The organism is Porphyromonas sp. oral taxon 279 str. F0450, from assembly GCF_000292995.1.
In the GTDB taxonomy this organism is placed as follows: Bacteria; Bacteroidota; Bacteroidia; order Bacteroidales; family Porphyromonadaceae; genus Porphyromonas; species Porphyromonas pasteri.
In genome coordinates, this window is record NZ_ALKJ01000031.1 from 41,380 (window position 1) to 60,132 (window position 18,753).

An 18,753-nucleotide genomic window follows, 5' to 3' on the forward strand; every position below is an offset into this window, starting at 1 on the left:
CCGACGGCTCGGATGCCGCTGGAGGGATAGCCTTCGACTATGATGACGATGACGACTCCTGCCACCTCCAACGCCTACTACTATATCAGTCCCTCGACCGACCCGTACTACAACATCGCTCTCGAGGACTATCTCTACCGCCAGCTCCGTCCGCTGGACACCATCTACATGCTGTGGGTGAATCGCCCCTCCGTATTCATGGGGCGCTATCAGTGGGCTGAGGCGGAGCTCGATCTCGACTACCTCAAGGAGCATGACATCGCCCTCCTGCGCCGCACATCGGGCGGAGGCACGGTCTACCATGACCTCGGGAATCTCAACTTCACGGCGATAAAGAACGACCACTCGGGCCAAGGCTTCGACCTGAAGGCCTTTCCTACTCCCATACAGCGAGCACTCACTGGGCGTGGAGTCATCGTGGAGCGCTCACCCCGTGGTGACCTCCGTCTTGACGGCTATAAGGTCGGTGGAGCAGCCGAGGCGGTGAACCGCTCACGCATGCTCTACCACATCTGCCTGCTCTTCGATGCTAACCTCGAGGAGCTGGAGCGCATCCTGACAGTCTCTCCCGAGGTAGAGGCACGCTCACGTGTCGCCTCAGTCCGCTCACAGGTCACGAACCTCCGCCCAGCACTCCCCGAAGGCTATACCATCACCGACCTGCAGGAGGATATCCTTGCCGCCCTCCGCGAGGAGCATACGGGGCTCTTCCCGCTTGAATTCAACGCTTCGGTAGAGGAATACATCCGTACGCAGCGTGCTGAGCACTTCGAGCATGCCGACTGGATCCATTCACCGATAGGGCGCGCCAAGACTCCGACCGTATGACTCCATCCACAAGCCCTGCCCTCCCCTACGTAGACTTCGCCACCTTCCTCCAGCGCCACTTCCCTGGACAGAAGGTGCAGAAGATCACGCTCACGGCGGGCTTCTCCTGCCCCACCCGTGACGGATCTATGGGCAAGGGAGGCTGTACCTACTGCAACAATAAGAGCTTCAGCCCGAACTACGCGACGAAGCTCAAGAGCATCACCGAGCAGATCGACGAAGGCATCGCCTTCTTCCGCAGGAAGTACCCCGAGATGAAGTACCTCGCTTACTTCCAGTCCTACACCAATACCTACGGGGAGGTGGAGGATTGCATCGCGAAGTACGAGGAGGCACTCCGTCATGAAGACGTCGTCGGGCTTATCATCGGCACGCGCCCAGACTGCATGCCTCAGCCCCTACTCGACTACCTCGAGCAGCTCTCCAAGCACACCTTCCTCCTCGTGGAGTACGGTGTAGAGAGCACGTGCGACCGCAGCCTTGAGCGTATCCAGCGGGGGCACAGCTATCAGACCAGCGTCGAGACCATTGAGCGCACCCACGCTGCAGGTATCCTCGTCGGAGCTCATCTCATCCTCGGTCTCCCAGGTGAGAGTCGCGAAGAGATGCTCCAGCATGCCGACCGCCTCTCGCAGCTCCCCATCACTACGCTCAAGATCCACCAGCTACAGATCATCCGTGGGACGATCATGGCAGGCGAGTATCAGCGTGATCCATCGGACTTCCATCTCTTCACCGAGGAGGAGTATATCGACCTCATCGTGGACTTCGTTCGCCGCCTCCGCCCCGACATCGTGCTCGAGCGCTTCGTCTCGCAGTCCCCGCCTGCCCTGCTCTTAGCCCCACGCTGGGGCTGGAAGAACCACGAGTTCACCGCCAAGATCCGCAAGGCGCTTACGGCTACGCCCCAAGAGCCCCGAGAGTAAGGGCGCTATCTGAGGGACTTCACCTGCAACCTCTACTGCAAGCATTCCTCACTTTTTCGTACATTCGCTATAGAGGTGCTGGGGAGTCTCCCCACCCTCATCACATTCGTATAGCATACGCACATGGAGCAAACATTTACTATTCCCTATAAGACGCTCGACCGCTCCGAGCTCTCCGAGCAAGATCGCCAGCTGGAGGAGCGCGCACTCGAAGTCGCTCAGAAGGCCTACGCCCCCTATAGCCGCTTCCACGTCGGCGCCGCCGTCCTACTCGCTAATGGCGAGATCGTCACGGGCTCCAACCAAGAGAATGCCGCCTACCCCTCGGGGACTTGTGCCGAGCGTACAGCACTCTTCTGGGCTGGTGCCCAGTGGCCCGACGTCGCTGTCGAGCGCCTCGCTATCGTCGCTATCAACAGCGCTGGCCGTGTGCCCGTCATCTCGCCCTGCGGCAGCTGCCGTCAGGTGATCATGGAGACCGCCACACGCTTCCACCCCTTCCCCATACTTCTGATGGGTGAGGAGAAGACTATTCTCCTCGAGGACTGCCGCTACCTACTGCCCTTCGGCTTCGACGGTAGCGCCCTTTAGCCCATATATCCTCCCCCCTTAACAGACTCTATGCAGCAACGTCAGCACCGCGGGCCCATGCCCTATATCGAGCGTGACACAAGCTGGATGTACTTCAATAAGCGCATCCTCTTAGAGGCTATGCGCCCCGATCTCCCCCTCCTGGAGCGCTTCAACTACCTCGGCATCTACTCCAACAATCTGGATGAATTCTTCCGTGTGCGCGTCGCCTCACTGCGTCGCCTCATCGACTCTGCGGAAGAGCTCCCCACGACCGAGCGCAAGAAAGCGAAGGAGACCCTCCGCACCATCCTCCGACTCAATAGAGAATACTCCCAGCTCTTCGACGAGACCTTCGCTCAGCTGGTACGAGAACTCAAGGCTGCTCACATCCATATCATCAATGAGCGCGAGCTCACCAGCAGCCAAGAGGAGGAAGTCTTGTCCTTCTTTATGGACAAGATCAATGGCTTCACCAACCCGATCTTCATCAATAGCCCTACCTTCAACCCCGAGCAGCACCTCAAGGAGTCGCTCTATCTGGCAGTCGTCCTATGGCACGATCAGGAGGAGCCTGAGACGGGGCACGAGGTGGCGCTACTGGAGGTACCCGTGCGCGAACTTGGGCGCTTCTTCCGTCTGCGTGACAAGGATGGTGAGAGCTACCTGATGTTCCTTGACGACGTCATCCGCTACTGCCTCCCCTACATCTTCATCGGGCGGGAGTATGTGCAGTACGAGGCCTATACGTTTAAGTTCACCAAGGACGCTGAGTTCGAGATCGAGCAAGACCTCCGCTCAAGTGTCATCGAGAAGGTCTCCCGTGGTGTCAAGCGCCGTAAGCGCGGCGAGACCGTGCGCGTCGTCTACGACCAAGCCCTCTCACCCGAGATCCTGCGCAAGCTCAGCGCCATGGCGGAGCTCAACTTCCGCGACACACGTATCGGCGGAGGACGCTACCACAACATGCGTGACCTGATGGACCTCCCAGACTGCGGGCGCAAGGGACTTCGCTTCCCCAAGCAGCCCCCGCTGCAGATGAATGAGTTCCACTACACGCAGAGCATGATCCACCAGATCATGCACCAAGACCGCTGCCTGCACTTCCCCTATTACAGCTTCGATCACTTCCTCCGCCTTCTACAAGAAGCTGCGATCAGCGAAGAGGTCACCGAGATACGTATCTCCCTCTACCGCGTGGCGCAAAACTCCAAGGTCGTCAAGGCGCTGACCACAGCAGCGCAGAACGGCAAGCGCGTCACCGCCGTCGTCGAGCTCTTAGCACGCTTCGACGAGCAGTCAAATATCAACTGGGGGAAGAAGATGCAGGACTTCGGTATCAACGTTGTCCTCGGTCATGAGAAGCTGAAGGTCCACTCGAAGCTTGTCTACATCCGCACCAAGCATGGGGGCATCGCCTGCATCGGCTCGGGCAACCTCCACGAGGGTACCGCTCGACTCTATACCGACCTCATGCTGATGACTGCGCACAAGGGCATCGTACACGACGTGATGCAGGTCTTCGACTTCATCGAGCGCCCCTTCATCGCCCCACACTTCCATCACCTGCTGGTCGCACCCAACGATATGCGCCAGCCACTCTACAACCTTATTAATAAGGAGATCCGCTTGGCACGAGCTGGACAGGAGGCCTACATACGCCTCAAGCTCAACCATATCGTCGATGAGAAGATGGTCGCCAAGCTCTACGAAGCCGTGACGGCTGGCGTGCGTGTCGAGCTCTGCCTGAGAGGCAACTGCTCCCTCCTACCTGGTGTACCAGGCTATAGCGAAGGGCTCTTCATCAATGCGATCATCTCACGCTACCTCGAGCACTCCCGCATCTACGTTTTCGGTGGAGGTGGAGAGCCGAAGTACTACATCGGCTCAACCGACTGGATGACGCGCAACCTCGACCGCCGCATCGAAGTCATGACCCCTGTCTACGACCCTGCCATACAGCGCGAACTGGACTTCATCATCTCAGCAGGGCTGAGAGATACCGAGCAGGGCTACTACGTCCAAGGGGAAGCCGTGCGCCCACGTCGCGATGACTTGGGTCCCGATGAAGCCCCCTTCAACTCCCAGCAAGCACTATACAAGTACTACGAAGCAAAGAAGAACAAAGAGAATAATGGGTAAGTCTCACTACGCCGGTATCGACATTGGCTCCAATGCCGTCCGCCTACTCATCAAGTGCCTCAACGAGCCTGGGAGTGCCGAGCCACTCTCCAAGGTCCAGCTGGTACGCGTCCCTCTACGCCTCGGTGAAGATGCCTTCGTCGATGGGCGCATATCGAAGAAGAAGGGTAAGCAGCTCGTCAGCCTCATGAAGGCCTACCGCGAGCTGATGGAGATCTACGAAGTCTCTGCCTTCCGTGCCTGCGCCACCTCTGCTATGCGTGATGCCGAGAATGGCGCCGAGCTCGTGGAGAAGATCTACGAGAAGACCGACATCCGTATCGAGATCATCGATGGTAGAGAGGAAGCTCGCCTCATCTCTTCCGACCTCATCCGTTCGCTGGCCAGCCAGACCGAGGATACCTTCCTCTACGTCGACGTCGGTGGGGGTAGTACGGAGCTCAACCTCGTACGTGGTGCAGAGCTCATCGAGTCTCGCTCCTTTGATATCGGTACGATCCGCCAGCTCAGCGGTAAGGTGCGTGACGAAGAGCGCAACTCCTTCGGTGACTACGTGCGTACCCTGCGCTCTACCTATGGCACCCTACGCCTTGTCGGTACAGGGGGGAATATCAATAAGCTCCTTCGCCTCGGCGCCCCTTCGGAGCGTGCCAATGTGAACAGCCTCCCTGTCGAGAGCCTCCAGCGTGTCGCCGACGAGCTCCGGCAGTACACTCCCGAGCAGCGTATGCAGCTCTTCCGCCTCAAGCCCGACCGTGCTGAGGTCATCGTCCCTGCGGCAGACATCTTCCTCTTAGTCGCCTCAATCACCGAAGCCACGGAGATCATCGTCCCCACGAAGGGGCTCGCCGACGGTATCGTCGACTCTGTCTGTCCGATCCTGCCATAGCGCTACCCAAGGCGCATTTTCCACGACGTCCGTCACCCTCCACGCTCACTACTGCGGGAGGGCGACGGACGTGCTATATATTATAGGTATAGGCTAAGTAGAGACCATTGCGCAAGCCTATCCCTTCACAGCTTGCACTATCCTCCTTCGAACTTCTCAGCCGAAAGACTCCGATTTTCGGGGGGAAGAAGGTACGAGTAATGAAGAGGTAGCTTACACAATGGTCTCATCATAATAGGTATATGGGCACGAGAGTTGAGCTATATAGGATGGCGAAGAAAGCTATATAGCTTTGGACTGATTCCGTATAGCTTTATCAAGTGACCTCTATTAGCTTGTTGCTCCGCGTAGGAATAAAAGTTGTGGACGAGCGGCAGATAAGTTTGGGCTACGTACGTGGATCTAATATCTACATACGTGGATATTTGGACTGACGTACCTAGTCTTTAAGACTACGTGCGTGGACAGAGGAAGACCACTACGTGAAAGCACTTTTTTCTTCGCAAGAATAGCACTTTCCTCTCCACTGGATAAGAGGAATACGCGCGATAAGGCGAAGGGCTTGCGCAATGGCCTCAAATCTTTCACCCATAAAGAAGCACCCGAGCTCACCTCACAAGCTCACCCCTTGAAGCTCTTAGGTTATCTAAAAATTTGTCTTAACTTTGCTGTGTCTTACGAGTATACCCGAGGGCATTATGCTGGTGAAGCGCACCAGTCTGGACCCAGGGTAGTAAGGGAAGCCGGTGTAAATCCGGCGCAGTACCCGCTACTGTAAGTCACTCCCTATCTGCAGCTCCCCATGGGGATGATAGATAGGCTCCTCCTATGACGGAAGGACCAACGAGCTCTTCGCCGAGCGTCTTGGCAGACCTTCGCCACTGAGTACGAAGCTACTTGGGAAGGATCGTAGGAATGAGAAGTTAGGGTGATAAGCCAGGAGACCTGCTCATGAGATCCAATGTGTCAATCTCGGGAATAAGATTGGGAAGACATTGCCATGAGACGCTCCTCCTGATGGTAGCTCTCTCCGATGTGTGCACCTTCTCCTACCCCGCCCGACGGACCGCCCGTCAGTGCTGGTAGTGAAGGAAGTCTTTCTGCCCCGCTCTTCGAGACGCGCAGTGGCTTCCAGATATTGAAATGTGTCGTGCGTATCACTTCGCCCGCAAGGACGAAGCCGGAGAGAAGGTCACCTCATCAGAATATCCCCCGATAATCTTTTGAACATCCTGCAGCTGTGTGCCCCCTATCGGGTCGTACACAAGCCCGCTTGTGACAAGTAGGACAAGGCTCTACTCTGTCTGGGATCTCTATGGGTCTGGTACTCACAGGGGCCTTTCTTCATGTTCCTCCAACCTATCCAAAACCGCCCCTGCCCCCCCATAGGACCAGCCAGGGATACCTCGCTGGCTGCACCACCTCGATCCATACGCCGACCATGTTAGGTGCACGGCTCGGTCTAAGGCTCGTCACAACTCCCCTCGGAGAGATGTGACATCAGCTTTGACCGTCGCCGGCCCCAATATCTTGCTTGCCCTGTACGTCTACTCTACCGAAAGAGCTGAGAGCAAGAGCAGTCATGCATACTACTTAAAGGTCTATGCGAGGTATCACTACCCGTAGTCCCATCCGAATACCATGGAGTCCTTACTCCTCATCCCTTCCGCACCCTCATCTTAGCATCCGCTTCACGACGGAGGCTACTCGCTATGCGCTCTGCAATTGCTTATCTACCGATTTTACGTTACTTTTGCAGCCGAATGCGTACGCCTATGGTGTGCGTTACATGGTCGCCCAGATGGTGGAATGGTAGACACGAGGGACTTAAAATCCCTTGACCAATAGGTTGTGTGGGTTCGAGTCCCACTCTGGGTACAACCACTTACAGGAAGCCCCTGCGTAAATCAATGATTTGCGTAGGGGTTATTCTTATCGAGGAAGATGCCATTTATCCCAAAGACACATGCTATCCAATCGTATAAGTCCAGTAGCTTCCGACAAATAAATCCAGGCACTTTATTCCTCCCTTAGACAGCGTCCAGTAGGTAGTTTACTTCGCTCCAGCACCCCGATATATCAATTCTATAAATACACACATAGATAGAGGCTATCAAACTAAGGGCTCATTATCAGGGTTATCGGGCCTCTCGGGTTGCAGTCCACTCACTCGTTTGCTCTATCTTTGTCCGAACCGGATTCATCCGACGAAATTATCATTCTCACCCTCTCATCGACCCTATGCCGACTGAGTCACCAAAACCCAATTTCTTCGTGCGAGCCTTCCGCCTCTATCGCGATGGCTTCCGAGGATTGACCCCGACAAGCAAGAAGCTTTGGCTCATCATTGTGCTGAAGCTCTTCATCATGTTTGCTATCCTGCGCGCCTTCTTCTTCCCTAACCACGTCAAGCAGCAGGCCAAGGAGCAGCATATTGAACGATCTGAGTTCGTCGGTGACGAGCTCCTCAATCGTCGTGCGCCAGGCGATACCGTCGCCCGATGACGCACCTTCTCTTCATGCGAGATAAACATATCAAACTCTAATAACTATTTACAATGGATCTAGAATCTTTAGTCTCATGGTCGCGGGCACAGTTTGCCCTGACGGCCATGTATCACTGGCTCTTCGTCCCGCTGACCCTCGGCCTGGGGGTCATCATGTCACTGGCTGAGACGAAGTACTATCGCAGCGGTGATGAATTCTGGAAGAAGTCCACGAAGTTCTGGCAGAAGCTCTTCGGGATTAACTTCGCTATCGGCGTAGCTACGGGGATCATCCTCGAGTTCCAGTTCGGGACCAACTGGTCGAACTACAGCTGGTTCGTCGGTGACATCTTCGGTGCACCCCTCGCTATCGAAGGGATCCTCGCCTTCTTCATGGAGTCGACGTTCATCGCCGTGATGTTCTTCGGTTGGGGTAAGGTCAGCAAGGGCTTCCACTTAGCCTCCAGCTGGCTCACTATCATCGGGGCTACTATCTCTGCAGTATGGATCCTCATCGCTAACGCTTGGATGCAGAATCCTCAGGGTATGGTCTTCAACCCCGATACGATGCGCAATGAGATGAGTGACTTCTGGGCTGTAGCACTCTCACCCACGGCTATCATCAAGTTCCTCCATACGGTCACCTCGTCTTGGACGCTCGGTACGTTCTTCGCACTCGGTATCTGTGCACTCTATCTCCTGCGTAAGCGCAACGTAGAGTTCGCTCGCCGCAACCTCAAGATCATCGCCCCCTTCGGCTTCGTAGCAGCACTGCTAACGGCTATGACCGGGCACAGCTCGGCTGTCGACGTCGCTACCAACCAGCCTATGAAGCTCGCGGCCATGGAGGCTATCTACGACACGGGTAAGTGCACCAGCGAAGGCTGCACGGAGGATGGTGAAGGTATCGGCCTCGGCGTCATCGGCCTGCTCAACCCCGACAAGCAGCTTCCCGATGATGGCAAGCCCTCACACATCTTCAACATCGAAGCCCCCCGCCTCCTCTCTTATATGGTCGCTGGCACGGGTACGCACTACGTACCTGGCGTGATCAACATCCTCGAAGGTGGCTACCGTCAGCCCGATGGTAAGATCGCCATCTCTACGGAGGAGAAGATGCGTCGTGGTCGTATCGCTATCGATGCTCTCAATGCCTTCCGTGCCGCTCGCAAGGCTGGGGATAGCATCTCCGCTGAGCAGCACCGCACTGTACTGATGGAGAACTTCCCCTACTACGGCTATGGCTACTTCACCAGCAAGTACGAGACGATCCCCAACATCCCTCTGACCTACTACTCCTTCCGTGTCATGGTCGGGCTCGGTAGTGCCTTCCTTCTGCTCTTCCTCATCCTGACGTGGTACGCCTACAAGCGTAATGAGAAGCTCGCCTCTACTCGCTGGCTCATCTGGGCAAGTATCATCCTCACTCCTCTGGCATGGGTAGCCAGTGAAGCCGGCTGGGTCGTCGCCGAAGTGGGTCGTCAGCCCTGGACTATCCAGAACCTCCTACCCGTCCATGCAGCTATCTCGAAGATCGAAGCTTCGTCGGTGATGATCACCTTCGCACTCTTCTTCCTGCTCTTCACGATCATGCTCGTGGCTGAGATCAACATCATGCGCAAGGCTATCAAGCAGGGCCCTGATCAGCACTAAGCCCCACGAAGTCATCTAATCAAGCTAAGCAAACGATTTATTATGGACTACGCATTCTTCCAAGAATACTGGTGGCTCTTAGTCTCCGTCCTCGGTGCTCTCCTCGTCTTCCTGCTCTTCGTGCAGGGGGGCCAATCGCTCTTCTTCAGCATTGGCAAGGAGCAGCTCGACCGCAAGCTCCTCGTGAACTCTATCGGCCGTAAGTGGGAATTCACCTTCACTACGCTGGTCGTCTTCGGCGGTGGCTTCTTCGCCTCCTTCCCCCTCTTCTACTCGACCAGCTTCGGTGGTGCCTACTGGGTGTGGATGCTCATCCTCTTCTGCTTCATCATCCAGGCAATCTCCTACGAGTATCAGAATAAGAATGGTAATGTGCTCGGTAGCCGCACTTACCAGACGTTCCTCTTCATCAACGGCCTCCTCGCTCCGATTCTCCTCGGTGCTGCTGTATCGACCTTCTTCACGGGCTCTACCTTCATGGTGAACCGCGAGGCTATCGCTGACCTCTCTGGTGCCAGCCAGGTCATCTCCGAGTGGCTCCCCTACAAGGGGATCCAGCTCCACGGCCTCGAAGCAGTGCTCAACATCTGGAATGTCGTCTTCGGCCTTGCCGTCTTCTTCCTCGCACGTACCACGGCGCTCCTCTTCTTCATCAACAACATCGATGATGAGACGATCTACAAGCGCTCACGTGGTGCACTCGCTTGGAACGCCGCTATCTTCCTCATCCTCTTCCTCGCCTACCTCTTCTTCCTTCTCACGAAGCAGGGCTTCGCTTACGATCCCGCTAACCCCGAGGTCACCTATCTCGTGGACTACAAGTACTGGAAGAACCTCATCGAGATGCCCGCAGTCTTTGCGATCTTCTTCATCGGGGTGGTGCTCGTGCTGGCAGGTATCCTGCTGACGCTCCTCAAGGAAGGCTTCCGCAAGGGGATCTGGTTCGAAGGTATCGGTGTCGTCCTCACGGCACTAGCCCTCTTCCTCATCGCTGGGTGGAACAATACCTCCTACTACCCTGCCTACAGCGCAGATATGCCCGAGCTCATCAACCACTCGCTGAACATCCGCAATAGCTCCTCGAGCCCCTTCACTCTGAAGGCAATGAGTTTCGTATCGCTAATCATTCCCTTCGTCTTAGCGTACATCGTCTACGCTTGGCGTGCGCTCGACCTGCATAAGATCACGCGCAAGGAGATGCTCGACCCAGACGGACACAACTATTAGTCCGCTGCTCGGGTAGCTACCCACACAAAGCGATCGCCCCAAGGAGTAAGCCACTGGCTCATCTCCTTGGGGCGATCGCTATTTATATTCAAGCTGCTTACGGGGAAAAGCTCTACGAAGAGACCATTGGTATATGGGTCCGTGTGTAGAGCTATATAGGATGGCGAAGAAAACTATATAGCTTTGCTTGGATTCCTATATAGCTTTCGGTGCGAAGCTATATAGCTTTGTGAAGCAACCTCTATTAGGTCGTTGCTCTGCGTAGGGATAAAAGTTGTGGACGAGAGGCAGAAAAGTGTGGACTACGTACGTGGCTCTAATATCTACGTACGTGGATACTGGGATTGACGTACCTGGTCATTAAGACTACGTGCGTAGACAAAGGAAAACCACTACGGAAAGGCAGTTTTTCCTTCACGAGAAGGACACTTTTCCCTCCGCTGGATAAGAAGAATACGTGCGATAAGGTGAAGGGCTTGTGTAGCACGTTGGAGGGGCATATCGAGGAGCTGGGCGTGCAATACCTTAGCAGAATAAATAGTGGCTGAGGCTCTAAGGCAACAGTCTCACGAAAGGGCGCTGGGGATAACAGGCGCTGGGACTCCCTCACCCAAGGTCTTCAAGGCGACCTCGACTAAGAGGCGATCATAGAGACCTAAGCTAAGGAAGGACGACAGCGTCGCTGCGCCACCCTCGATGAGGAGCGATAGAATGCCCTCTCTATATAGGAGCTGAAGCAGTTGCTCCGGCTCAATACGCTCTCCGCTAAGAGGCAGATAGCGCACACCTTCGCGAGGCTGAGGCACACCCGCCCCCTCGAGGTAAATCACCCACGTTGGGGCAAGACCATCCGTGAAGAGGCGAAGCTTCGGAGGCAAAGCGAGCTGCGGATCTAAGACCACACGGATGGGCGACGAGCCGTACCAGAGGCGATTTGTCAGCTGCGGGTCATCAAGTAGAGCCGTCCGGTAGCCGACGAGTATAGCATCGTGGTGCATACGCTCGCGATGGATCTCCCTCTGGCACAGGGGCGTACTAAAGAGGACGGGAGCCTCCGTGCTATTCTCCCGAGATCGATCAATGAAGCCATCGAGGCTTTGCGCCCACTTCAGCGTCACCAGCGGACGGTGCTGGGTATGCGCTGTGATGAAGGGGGCATTGAGGCGAAGCGCTTCGTCAGCGAGGACTCCAACAGAGACTTCTACCCCCGCCTGACGAAGACGCTCCAGCCCGCTCCCCGCCACACGAGGGAAGGGGTCAGGGATGGCGACGACGACGCGCGGTATGCGCTCTTGTAGGATGAGATCCGCACAGGGAGGAGTCTTCCCGTAGTGTGAGCAGGGCTCCAGCGTCACGTAGATCGTTGACTCGGGGAGCAAGTCGCGCTCCCTCACCGAGCGGATAGCCATCACCTCGGCATGGGGCTGTCCACTACGGTGGTGATAGCCCTCACCGATGATACGGCCTGAGTGCACGATGACGGCACCGACGACAGGATTGGGGGAAGTATAGCCCGTACCGAGGGCCGCCAGATCAAGTGCACGGCGCATATAGCGCTCATCATCTGTCATCTGTATTCGTTATATTTGCTTATATGGATACGATACGATCATTCGAGCAGCAAGCTCTGGAGTGTCTCACGGCACTCTACGAGCCCTCGGAAGCACGGGAGATAGCCCGCCAACTCCTCGAGGAGGTACGAGGCTGCACCCGCACACAGCTACTGCTCTTGAGCAAAGATACGCTTTTATCACCCGCAGAGTGCGCCCGTCTGGAGCGCATGCTGCACGACCTCTCCGCTGGTACTCCCCTACAATATGTATTAGGCTATGCTTACTTCGCGGGGCATCGCCTCACGGTCGCCCCTGGGGTACTCATCCCGCGCCCTGAGACTGAGGAGCTGATCGAGCTGATCTTACAGCACCCCGAGAGCCGAGCTTCGCAGCGCTTGCTTGATGTCGGTACGGGGAGTGGCTGTATCGCCTATGCCCTCACTGCCGCCCTTCCCGAGGTGAAGCAAAGCGTAGCGCTCGAAGTATCCAGCGAGGCCGCACCTATCGCCGAAGCCAACTTCGAAGCTCTGCGCAAGGCCACGGGGCGCGAAGTCTATCTGTGGAAGCACGACCTCTTTGCACTCCTTGAGGAACATACTCCCCCGACACCTCCGCTGGATCTCATCGTAAGTAATCCGCCCTACATCCACCCCGAGGAAGCCGAAGAGATGACGCCTCAGGTCCTGCTTCACGAGCCGCACTTAGCCCTCTTCGCTCCCGAAGCCTCCCCCATCGCCTACTATATTGCCTTGGCAGAGCTGGTGGCACAAGGCTACCTCCGCTCGGGAGGGAATCTGTGGGTCGAGCTGAATCCGCTCTACGCTACGGCGACAGAGGAAGCGATGCTCGAGCGTATCAGGAGGCGGCATGCCAAGACTAAGCTCATCCACGACCTGAGTGGGAAGGTTCGCTTCCTCCACCTCACCTATTGCCCCGCCGAATGATCCAGAAGAAGAAAAAGGAGCTTAGTCCCGAAGAAGCCTTCTCACGCCTCGCCTCCTACTGCGCCTACGCTGAGCATTCCGCCCAAGAGGTACGCAAGAAGTGTCGGGGCTGGGAGATCTCCGGCGAGGTATGCGACGCCCTCATCGAGCGCTTGGAGCAAGAGGGCTACCTGAACGAGGAGCGCTTCGCCCGAGCCTTCGTGCGAGATAAGTACCGCTTCAACGGCTGGGGGCCGCTTCGCCTGCAGGCCGAGCTCCGCCGTCATCGCATCCCCTCACGCCTCATTGACACCGCGATCGAGGAGCTCGAGGAAGAAGAGATGCAGGGCGAAGACCAACTCACCGCCCTCCTCGAGCGCAAGTACCGCTCCCTTCCCGCTGGGCTTGAGCCACGCAAGATCTATGACCGCCTCACACGCTTTGCCCTCTATCGGGGCTACCCCTATGAGGATGTGCGCGAGGCGATCAGCGAACTCCTCTCTGACCTCCCCGATGAGCTGGGCGACGACTAAGCGCATCGGTGCTTTCCTTACCGATCTCATCTTCCCCCGCACCTGCGCCATCTGTCGGGTGCATCTCGGGGAGCGGGAGCACTGCGTCTGCATGGAGTGCGCCACGAAGCTCCCTCGCCATGCCCCCGCCTTCGTGCACGCCGAGGAGCGCCTTCTTGGCTCCCCCCTGATCCGAAGCCTCTCAGCCCCCTTCATCTACCAGCACGCCAATCCTACCTACGACCTCATCATCGCCCTCAAGTACCGAGGCTATGGTGAGGTCGCGGACTTTGTCGTGCGCACCGCCCTCACCGAAGGGCAACTTGCACCCCAGCAAGGCGACATCGACCTCATCCTCCCCGTCCCGATCGAAGGCACGCGCCTCGAAGCCCGTGGCTACAATCAAGCTGCCCTCCTCGGCGAAGCTCTCGCACGGCACTACGGCGTCCCCTGCTCGGAAGGCTACCTTCTTCGCCATCGGGGCAGTCACTCACAGACGGCGCTGGACCGTGACGCACGCCGTGAGAATGCTCAAGCGGCCTTCTATCTCACCGACAAGACGGAGCGCCTTCAGGAGCTACGGGGCAAGCGCATCCTCCTCGTCGATGATCTGGTGACGACGGGCTCCACGCTCCTTGCGCTCACCGATCTCTTGGAGCAATGTGGCGTCAGCGAAGTCCACATCTTCGTCGCCGCCGTCGCCATCCGCTAAAAACGAACCAGTACTGGTCAGCGATCCAACCAGTACTGGTCCGACTTCGAAGTAGTACTGGTCACATAGGGCAACCAGTACTGGTCGCGTTGGTGAGCAGTACTGGTTCATTTTCCATCCCGCGCATCCCCCTTATATCCCTTCATAGATAAGCACTTCCCACAGCACTAAAAAGACAGCCCCCAGACGGTATAAAAGTCCCGCGTCCACCTCAGCATACTGAGGTGGGCGCGGGACATCTTTTCGCTTAAGCTTGCGGAGTAAGCGGCGGAGCTATTCAGCGATGGTCTTCGTCAGATAGAGGTAGACGGGATAGTGGTCACTATAGCCCCCCTGGAAGCGACCCGAGGAGAAGGTGCGGAAAGGATAGCCCTTGAAGTGCCCCGTCTTCTGCGTGAGGAAGTCGGCATTGAAGATATAGCCGTAGTTCCCCGTGGCCTTGTCCTGCTGGAGGTGCAGGCGATCAGCGGGCCCGCCGATGAGGTTGGGCGTGACGACGAGGTTATCGAAGAGATTCCACACGTCACGATAAGCGAGCGTGCCACGGCCCGAAGAGTAAAGGGCAGCCATGGGGTTGAAGAGGTCGGTAGGTGCCAGATCTTCTGCCGAAGTCTTCGAGCGCAAGCCGTTGACGACGCTGGGAGAGGTGGGGTCGTCGTTGAAGTCCCCCATGAGGATGACCTTATTATTAGGATCTGCCGCGAGGAGGGAGTCCGTGACCGAGCGCATGACCTCGGCAGCGTACAGACGACGCTTGAGCGACACCTGCTCGCCACCGACGCGCGAAGGCCAGTGAGCGACGAGGAACGATACGGGTTCGCCAAGCAAGAGGCCATTGACCTCGAGGACATCACGCGTCTTGATATGCTCCTCCCCCTTGAGGATGACGGGGTGTGGGTGTGCAGCGGTGAACTGATAGTAGCTGGGACGATAGAAGAGCGCGCAGTCGATACCGCGCTTGTCGGGAGAGTCGAAGTGCACGATCTCGTAGCCAGAGTTCGCCAGCTCGGGTTCCTTCAGGAGGTCTTCGAGCACGCCTCTATTCTCGATCTCACAGACCCCGAGGATATCGGGTCCTCGCTTCGAGCCGATCTGGCTGATAGCATAGGCCATATTGTGAAGCTTCTGCTTGTACTTGTCGGGCGTCCACTGGTTCTTCCCATCGGGCAGGAAGTCTGCATCGTTGTTCTCCCCGTCGATGGTGTCGAAGAGGTTTTCCAGATTGTAGAAGGCTACCGTGAGGCGCACCTGCTTCTGGGCTTGGAGGGAGCAAAGAGCGAGGAGAAGGACGAGGGTGAGAGCGGAGATTTTCCTTAGCATAAGCTTGTCGTTTAAGAGGCTATCCGAGATAGATTATGTAATTTAGTCGTGCAAATGTAACAAATCTTGCGCGCTACTTCGTATCTCAGCTTCGAAGATAGGGAGGAAGCTCCAGCACGGATAAACGGCTTACACCTCATAATGACAGGAGCTCCGACGACGGAGCGGAAGGTCTGCACGATCCGCGGAGTGCATGCAAGCGTCATCGATATAATGCGACAGCATGAATAAACTTATTACCGTACTCGCCTGCACCTTGACATTCGCCAGTGTAGGCCTCGGACAGACTACGGGCGAACCTCTGGTCATCGACAGCCAGAGTGGCAAGCCCGTCGCTAAGGTCCACGTCAGCATCTACGGCCCCGTGGCGAAGAAGATGCTCCTCGGGCAAGACGCCCGAAGTGTCTTGGCGCTCCTCCCCAAGGGACGATATACACTGACCTTCTCCGCCGAAGGCTACGAGACCAAGCAGATCGAGCTGGTCAAGCAGGAGAACGAAGCTTCGGGCCTCAAGCAGCTCAAGCTCATCGCACTCCGCGAAAGCGGGAATGGTCGCTACGATGACCTCATCGTCAGCGAAGAGGATGGCAACGAAGCCGCCGGCATGCAAGACCGCGTCACCCTACTCACCTCCTCACGCGACCCCTTCCTCAGCGCTTCGGGCTACGTCTTCAGCACGGCTCGCTTCCGCAACCGTGGCTACGACTCCCAGTACAATGAGCAGATGCTCAACGGCATCGGGATGAACGACCTCAACAGTGGCTACTCAGCTTGGTCGCTCTGGGGTGGTCTCAACGACGTCACCCGCCAGCAGCAGACCTCGCAGTCCTTCGAGCCCATCGTCTCGGGCTTTGGTGCCGTCGGCGTAACCAACAACGTGACGACACGCCCCTCAATGTTTGGCACGCAGCATCGCCTCACCTACTCGAATAGCAACCGCACCTATAGCAACCGCTTCGCCTATACCTATGCCTCGGGAGAGCGCAAGGACGGCTGGAGCTTCGCAGCCAGCGTAGCCCGCCGTATCGGCAATGGGCAATACTCCTACGTCCGTGGGCAGTACTACGATGCCTGGAGCTACTTCCTCGGCGTAGAGAAGAAGCTCGATGAGATGAATAGCCTCAGCCTCATCGCCCTCGGTGCTCCTACTCGCCGTGGTGTAGCCAGCGCTACCACACAGGAGGTATATGACCTCGTCGGCTCAAACTTCTACAACCCCAACATCGGGCGCCAAGGCGGCAAGTGGCGCAATGCTCGTGAGCGCCGCAACCACGAGCCTATCGTCCAGCTCTCGCACTACTTCAGCAATCTGGAGAAGACGCTCAATATCAATACCACCTTCAGCTACCGCTTCGGGAAGAATGCCTATTCATCGCTGAACTGGTACAACGCTCCCGACCCACGTGCGGACTACTACCGCTACCTCCCCTCCTACTTCACGCGCATGGCTGACCCCAATAGTCAGGATGGCGATGCTGCAGCGATCTATGAGGAGCTGTGGAAGTCAGACCCCAACGTCCGCTATATCAATTGGGACCGCCTCTATGAGGTGAACCGCGGGAACCTCACTACGGTGAAGGATGCCTCTGGCCGCACCCTCGCTACGGGGCGTAAGGCACTCTACATGATCGAAGACCGCCACACTGACCAGCGTGAATTCGCTTGGGCAACCTCTGCCAACTGGCTTCCCAAGAGCTGGCTTGAGATCACGGCTGGGGCGAACTTCCGCCACAACCGCACAGCGAACTATGCCGAGGTAGGTGACCTCCTCGGTGCGGACTTCGTCTATGACATCGATAAGTTCGCTGAGCGTGACTTCGGTGGTGACGCGACGAAGAGTCAGGTAGACCTCCTGCACCCCGACCGTATCGTCCAGAAGGGCGACCGCTTCAGCTACGACTACACAGCACAGAGCTACCGCTATCAGATGTGGGCCAATGCGACCTACCACCTCACGCGCCTCGATGCCTATACGGGTATCTCCTATACCCACACGGGTATGCAGCGCGAAGGTCATCAGAAGCGCGGGCTCTTCCCCGACAACTCCTACGGGCTGTCGGACCGCGTGAAGTTCAACGACCTCGGGGTAAAGGCTGGGGCTACCTACAAGCTCAATGGCCACCACTACCTGCAGTCGAACGTAGCATACCTCGAGCAGGCACCCACCTTCCAGAATCTCTTCATCTCACCTCGTACACGCGATAGCTACATCGAGGCCCCCAAGAGCGAAAAGATCTTCTCGGCAGAAGCCTCCTACCTCGTACGCCTTCCCTGGCTGCGCGGACGTGTGACGGCCTTCTACACGCACATCGCAGATCACACCCGCTCGATGAGCTTCTACGATGATAGCCGAGCTTCGTTCTCGAACTACATCATCACCGGCATCGCCACCCGCCACCTCGGAGCAGAAGCAGGCTTCGAAGTGAAGATCAGCCCCACGCTGACGGCTAACGCTGCGCTTGCCCTGGGCCAGTATGAGTATGCCAACAACCCCAGCTACATCCAGAGCATCGACAATTCCAACGAGATCGTCGACCGCGACCGCATCTACTGGAAGGGGCTGAACGTGAGTGGTACGCCTCAGACGGCTGCGACCCTCGGGCTGACGTACTACTCTCCTTGGTACGCGAACTTCGGGATCAACGCGAACTACTTCGGGCGCAACTTCGTCTCGATGTCGCCTGTCATCCGCACCGACCGCGGGCGCACCTCGCTTGACTACAATTACATCCTCCCCGAGCAGCTGCGTGATGGCTTCACGGTAGACCTCTTTGCGAGCTACTCCTGGCGCATCACCTATGGCACGTACCTGCGCTTCAACCTCTCGGTAAGCAACGTGCTGAACAACCGCAGCCTGCCCAATGGAGGCTACGAACAGCTCCGTATCCGCACGATCCGTGCTACTGACGGGACGCAGCAGCTCTATCGCCCCTTCGATACGAAGCTCTCCTATGTCTACGGGACGACGTTCTTCTTCAATACCACCCTCCAGTTCTAACCCCCTACACGCAT

The 18,753-nt window shown here is 57.0% G+C and carries 14 protein-coding genes, 1 tRNA gene and 1 riboswitch; of the genes, 13 read left to right on the forward strand and 2 right to left on the reverse strand.

Annotation, left to right across the window (positions count from 1 at the left end; genetic code table 11):
• Positions 1-39: 39 nt before the first annotated feature.
• The 9 genes from HMPREF1323_RS07070 to HMPREF1323_RS07110 all read left to right on the forward strand — a co-directional run bounded on the left by HMPREF1323_RS07070 (position 40) and on the right by HMPREF1323_RS07110 (position 10,721).
• Entirely contained in the window at positions 40-828 is a 789-nt protein-coding gene (locus HMPREF1323_RS07070) for a lipoate--protein ligase family protein (protein ID WP_009433461.1), read from the forward strand.
• A complete protein-coding gene (locus HMPREF1323_RS07075) occupies positions 825-1,754 on the forward strand; it encodes a TIGR01212 family radical SAM protein (RefSeq protein ID WP_009433486.1) in 930 nt (309 codons plus the stop codon). The genes HMPREF1323_RS07070 and HMPREF1323_RS07075 overlap by 4 nt, the downstream gene beginning before the upstream one ends.
• Before the next feature lie 123 nt (positions 1,755-1,877).
• Positions 1,878-2,345, forward strand: coding sequence for a cytidine deaminase (cdd, locus tag HMPREF1323_RS07080; protein WP_009433475.1), 468 nt, complete (start codon positions 1,878-1,880; stop codon positions 2,343-2,345).
• 30 nt (positions 2,346-2,375) lie between these two features.
• Positions 2,376-4,466 carry an RNA degradosome polyphosphate kinase gene (locus HMPREF1323_RS07085; RefSeq protein WP_044124201.1) on the forward strand — a complete coding sequence of 697 codons (2,091 nt, stop codon included), beginning with the start codon at positions 2,376-2,378 and terminating at the stop codon, positions 4,464-4,466.
• Positions 4,459-5,355 carry a Ppx/GppA phosphatase family protein gene (locus HMPREF1323_RS07090; RefSeq protein ID WP_009433489.1) on the forward strand — a complete coding sequence of 299 codons (897 nt, stop codon included), beginning with the start codon at positions 4,459-4,461 and terminating at the stop codon, positions 5,353-5,355. Before HMPREF1323_RS07085 ends, HMPREF1323_RS07090 begins: the two co-directional genes overlap by 8 nt.
• A 692-nt stretch (positions 5,356-6,047) precedes the next feature.
• A riboswitch (cobalamin riboswitch) is annotated at positions 6,048-6,323 on the forward strand.
• An 827-nt stretch (positions 6,324-7,150) separates the two neighbouring features.
• Positions 7,151-7,233 (forward strand) — tRNA-Leu (locus HMPREF1323_RS07095).
• Positions 7,234-7,596: 363 nt separating this feature from the next.
• Positions 7,597-7,860: a DUF4492 domain-containing protein gene (locus HMPREF1323_RS07100; RefSeq protein WP_044114227.1), complete on the forward strand. Its 264-nt coding sequence runs from the start codon at positions 7,597-7,599 to the stop codon at positions 7,858-7,860.
• Between the two features lie 53 nt (positions 7,861-7,913).
• Positions 7,914-9,494 carry a cytochrome ubiquinol oxidase subunit I gene (locus tag HMPREF1323_RS07105; RefSeq protein WP_009433435.1) on the forward strand — a complete coding sequence of 527 codons (1,581 nt, stop codon included), beginning with the start codon at positions 7,914-7,916 and terminating at the stop codon, positions 9,492-9,494.
• 42 nt (positions 9,495-9,536) lie between these two features.
• The gene (locus tag HMPREF1323_RS07110) at positions 9,537-10,721 is read left to right on the forward strand and encodes a cytochrome d ubiquinol oxidase subunit II (RefSeq protein ID WP_009433473.1); all 1,185 of its coding nucleotides are present in this window, start codon (positions 9,537-9,539) and stop codon (positions 10,719-10,721) included.
• A gap of 566 nt (positions 10,722-11,287) precedes the next feature.
• Here HMPREF1323_RS07110 and ribD read toward each other — a convergent pair.
• Positions 11,288-12,292 carry a bifunctional diaminohydroxyphosphoribosylaminopyrimidine deaminase/5-amino-6-(5-phosphoribosylamino)uracil reductase RibD gene (ribD, locus tag HMPREF1323_RS07115; RefSeq protein ID WP_009433464.1) on the reverse strand — a complete coding sequence of 335 codons (1,005 nt, stop codon included), beginning with the start codon at positions 12,290-12,292 and terminating at the stop codon, positions 11,288-11,290.
• Between the two features lie 23 nt (positions 12,293-12,315).
• Here ribD and HMPREF1323_RS07120 point away from each other — a divergent pair, with 23 nt between their 5' ends.
• Genes HMPREF1323_RS07120 through HMPREF1323_RS07130 form a run of 3 tightly spaced genes read left to right on the forward strand, consistent with a single transcriptional unit; the run spans position 12,316 to position 14,421 of the window.
• Complete coding sequence (locus HMPREF1323_RS07120; protein ID WP_009433453.1) at positions 12,316-13,218, forward strand: N5-glutamine methyltransferase family protein; 903 nt, start codon at positions 12,316-12,318, stop codon at positions 13,216-13,218.
• Entirely contained in the window at positions 13,215-13,730 is a 516-nt protein-coding gene (locus HMPREF1323_RS07125) for a regulatory protein RecX (protein ID WP_009433483.1), read from the forward strand. Before HMPREF1323_RS07120 ends, HMPREF1323_RS07125 begins: the two co-directional genes overlap by 4 nt.
• Positions 13,711-14,421: a ComF family protein gene (locus HMPREF1323_RS07130; protein WP_009433466.1), complete on the forward strand. Its 711-nt coding sequence runs from the start codon at positions 13,711-13,713 to the stop codon at positions 14,419-14,421. Before HMPREF1323_RS07125 ends, HMPREF1323_RS07130 begins: the two co-directional genes overlap by 20 nt.
• Positions 14,422-14,694: 273 nt before the next feature.
• Here the strand turns inward: HMPREF1323_RS07130 and HMPREF1323_RS07135 are convergent, their stop codons facing one another.
• Complete coding sequence (locus HMPREF1323_RS07135; RefSeq protein WP_009433443.1) at positions 14,695-15,741, reverse strand: endonuclease/exonuclease/phosphatase family protein; 1,047 nt, start codon at positions 15,739-15,741, stop codon at positions 14,695-14,697.
• 223 nt (positions 15,742-15,964) lie between these two features.
• Here HMPREF1323_RS07135 and HMPREF1323_RS07140 point away from each other — a divergent pair, with 223 nt between their 5' ends.
• Positions 15,965-18,739 carry a TonB-dependent receptor gene (locus HMPREF1323_RS07140; protein WP_009433476.1) on the forward strand — a complete coding sequence of 925 codons (2,775 nt, stop codon included), beginning with the start codon at positions 15,965-15,967 and terminating at the stop codon, positions 18,737-18,739.
• Positions 18,740-18,753: the final 14 nt, after the last annotated feature.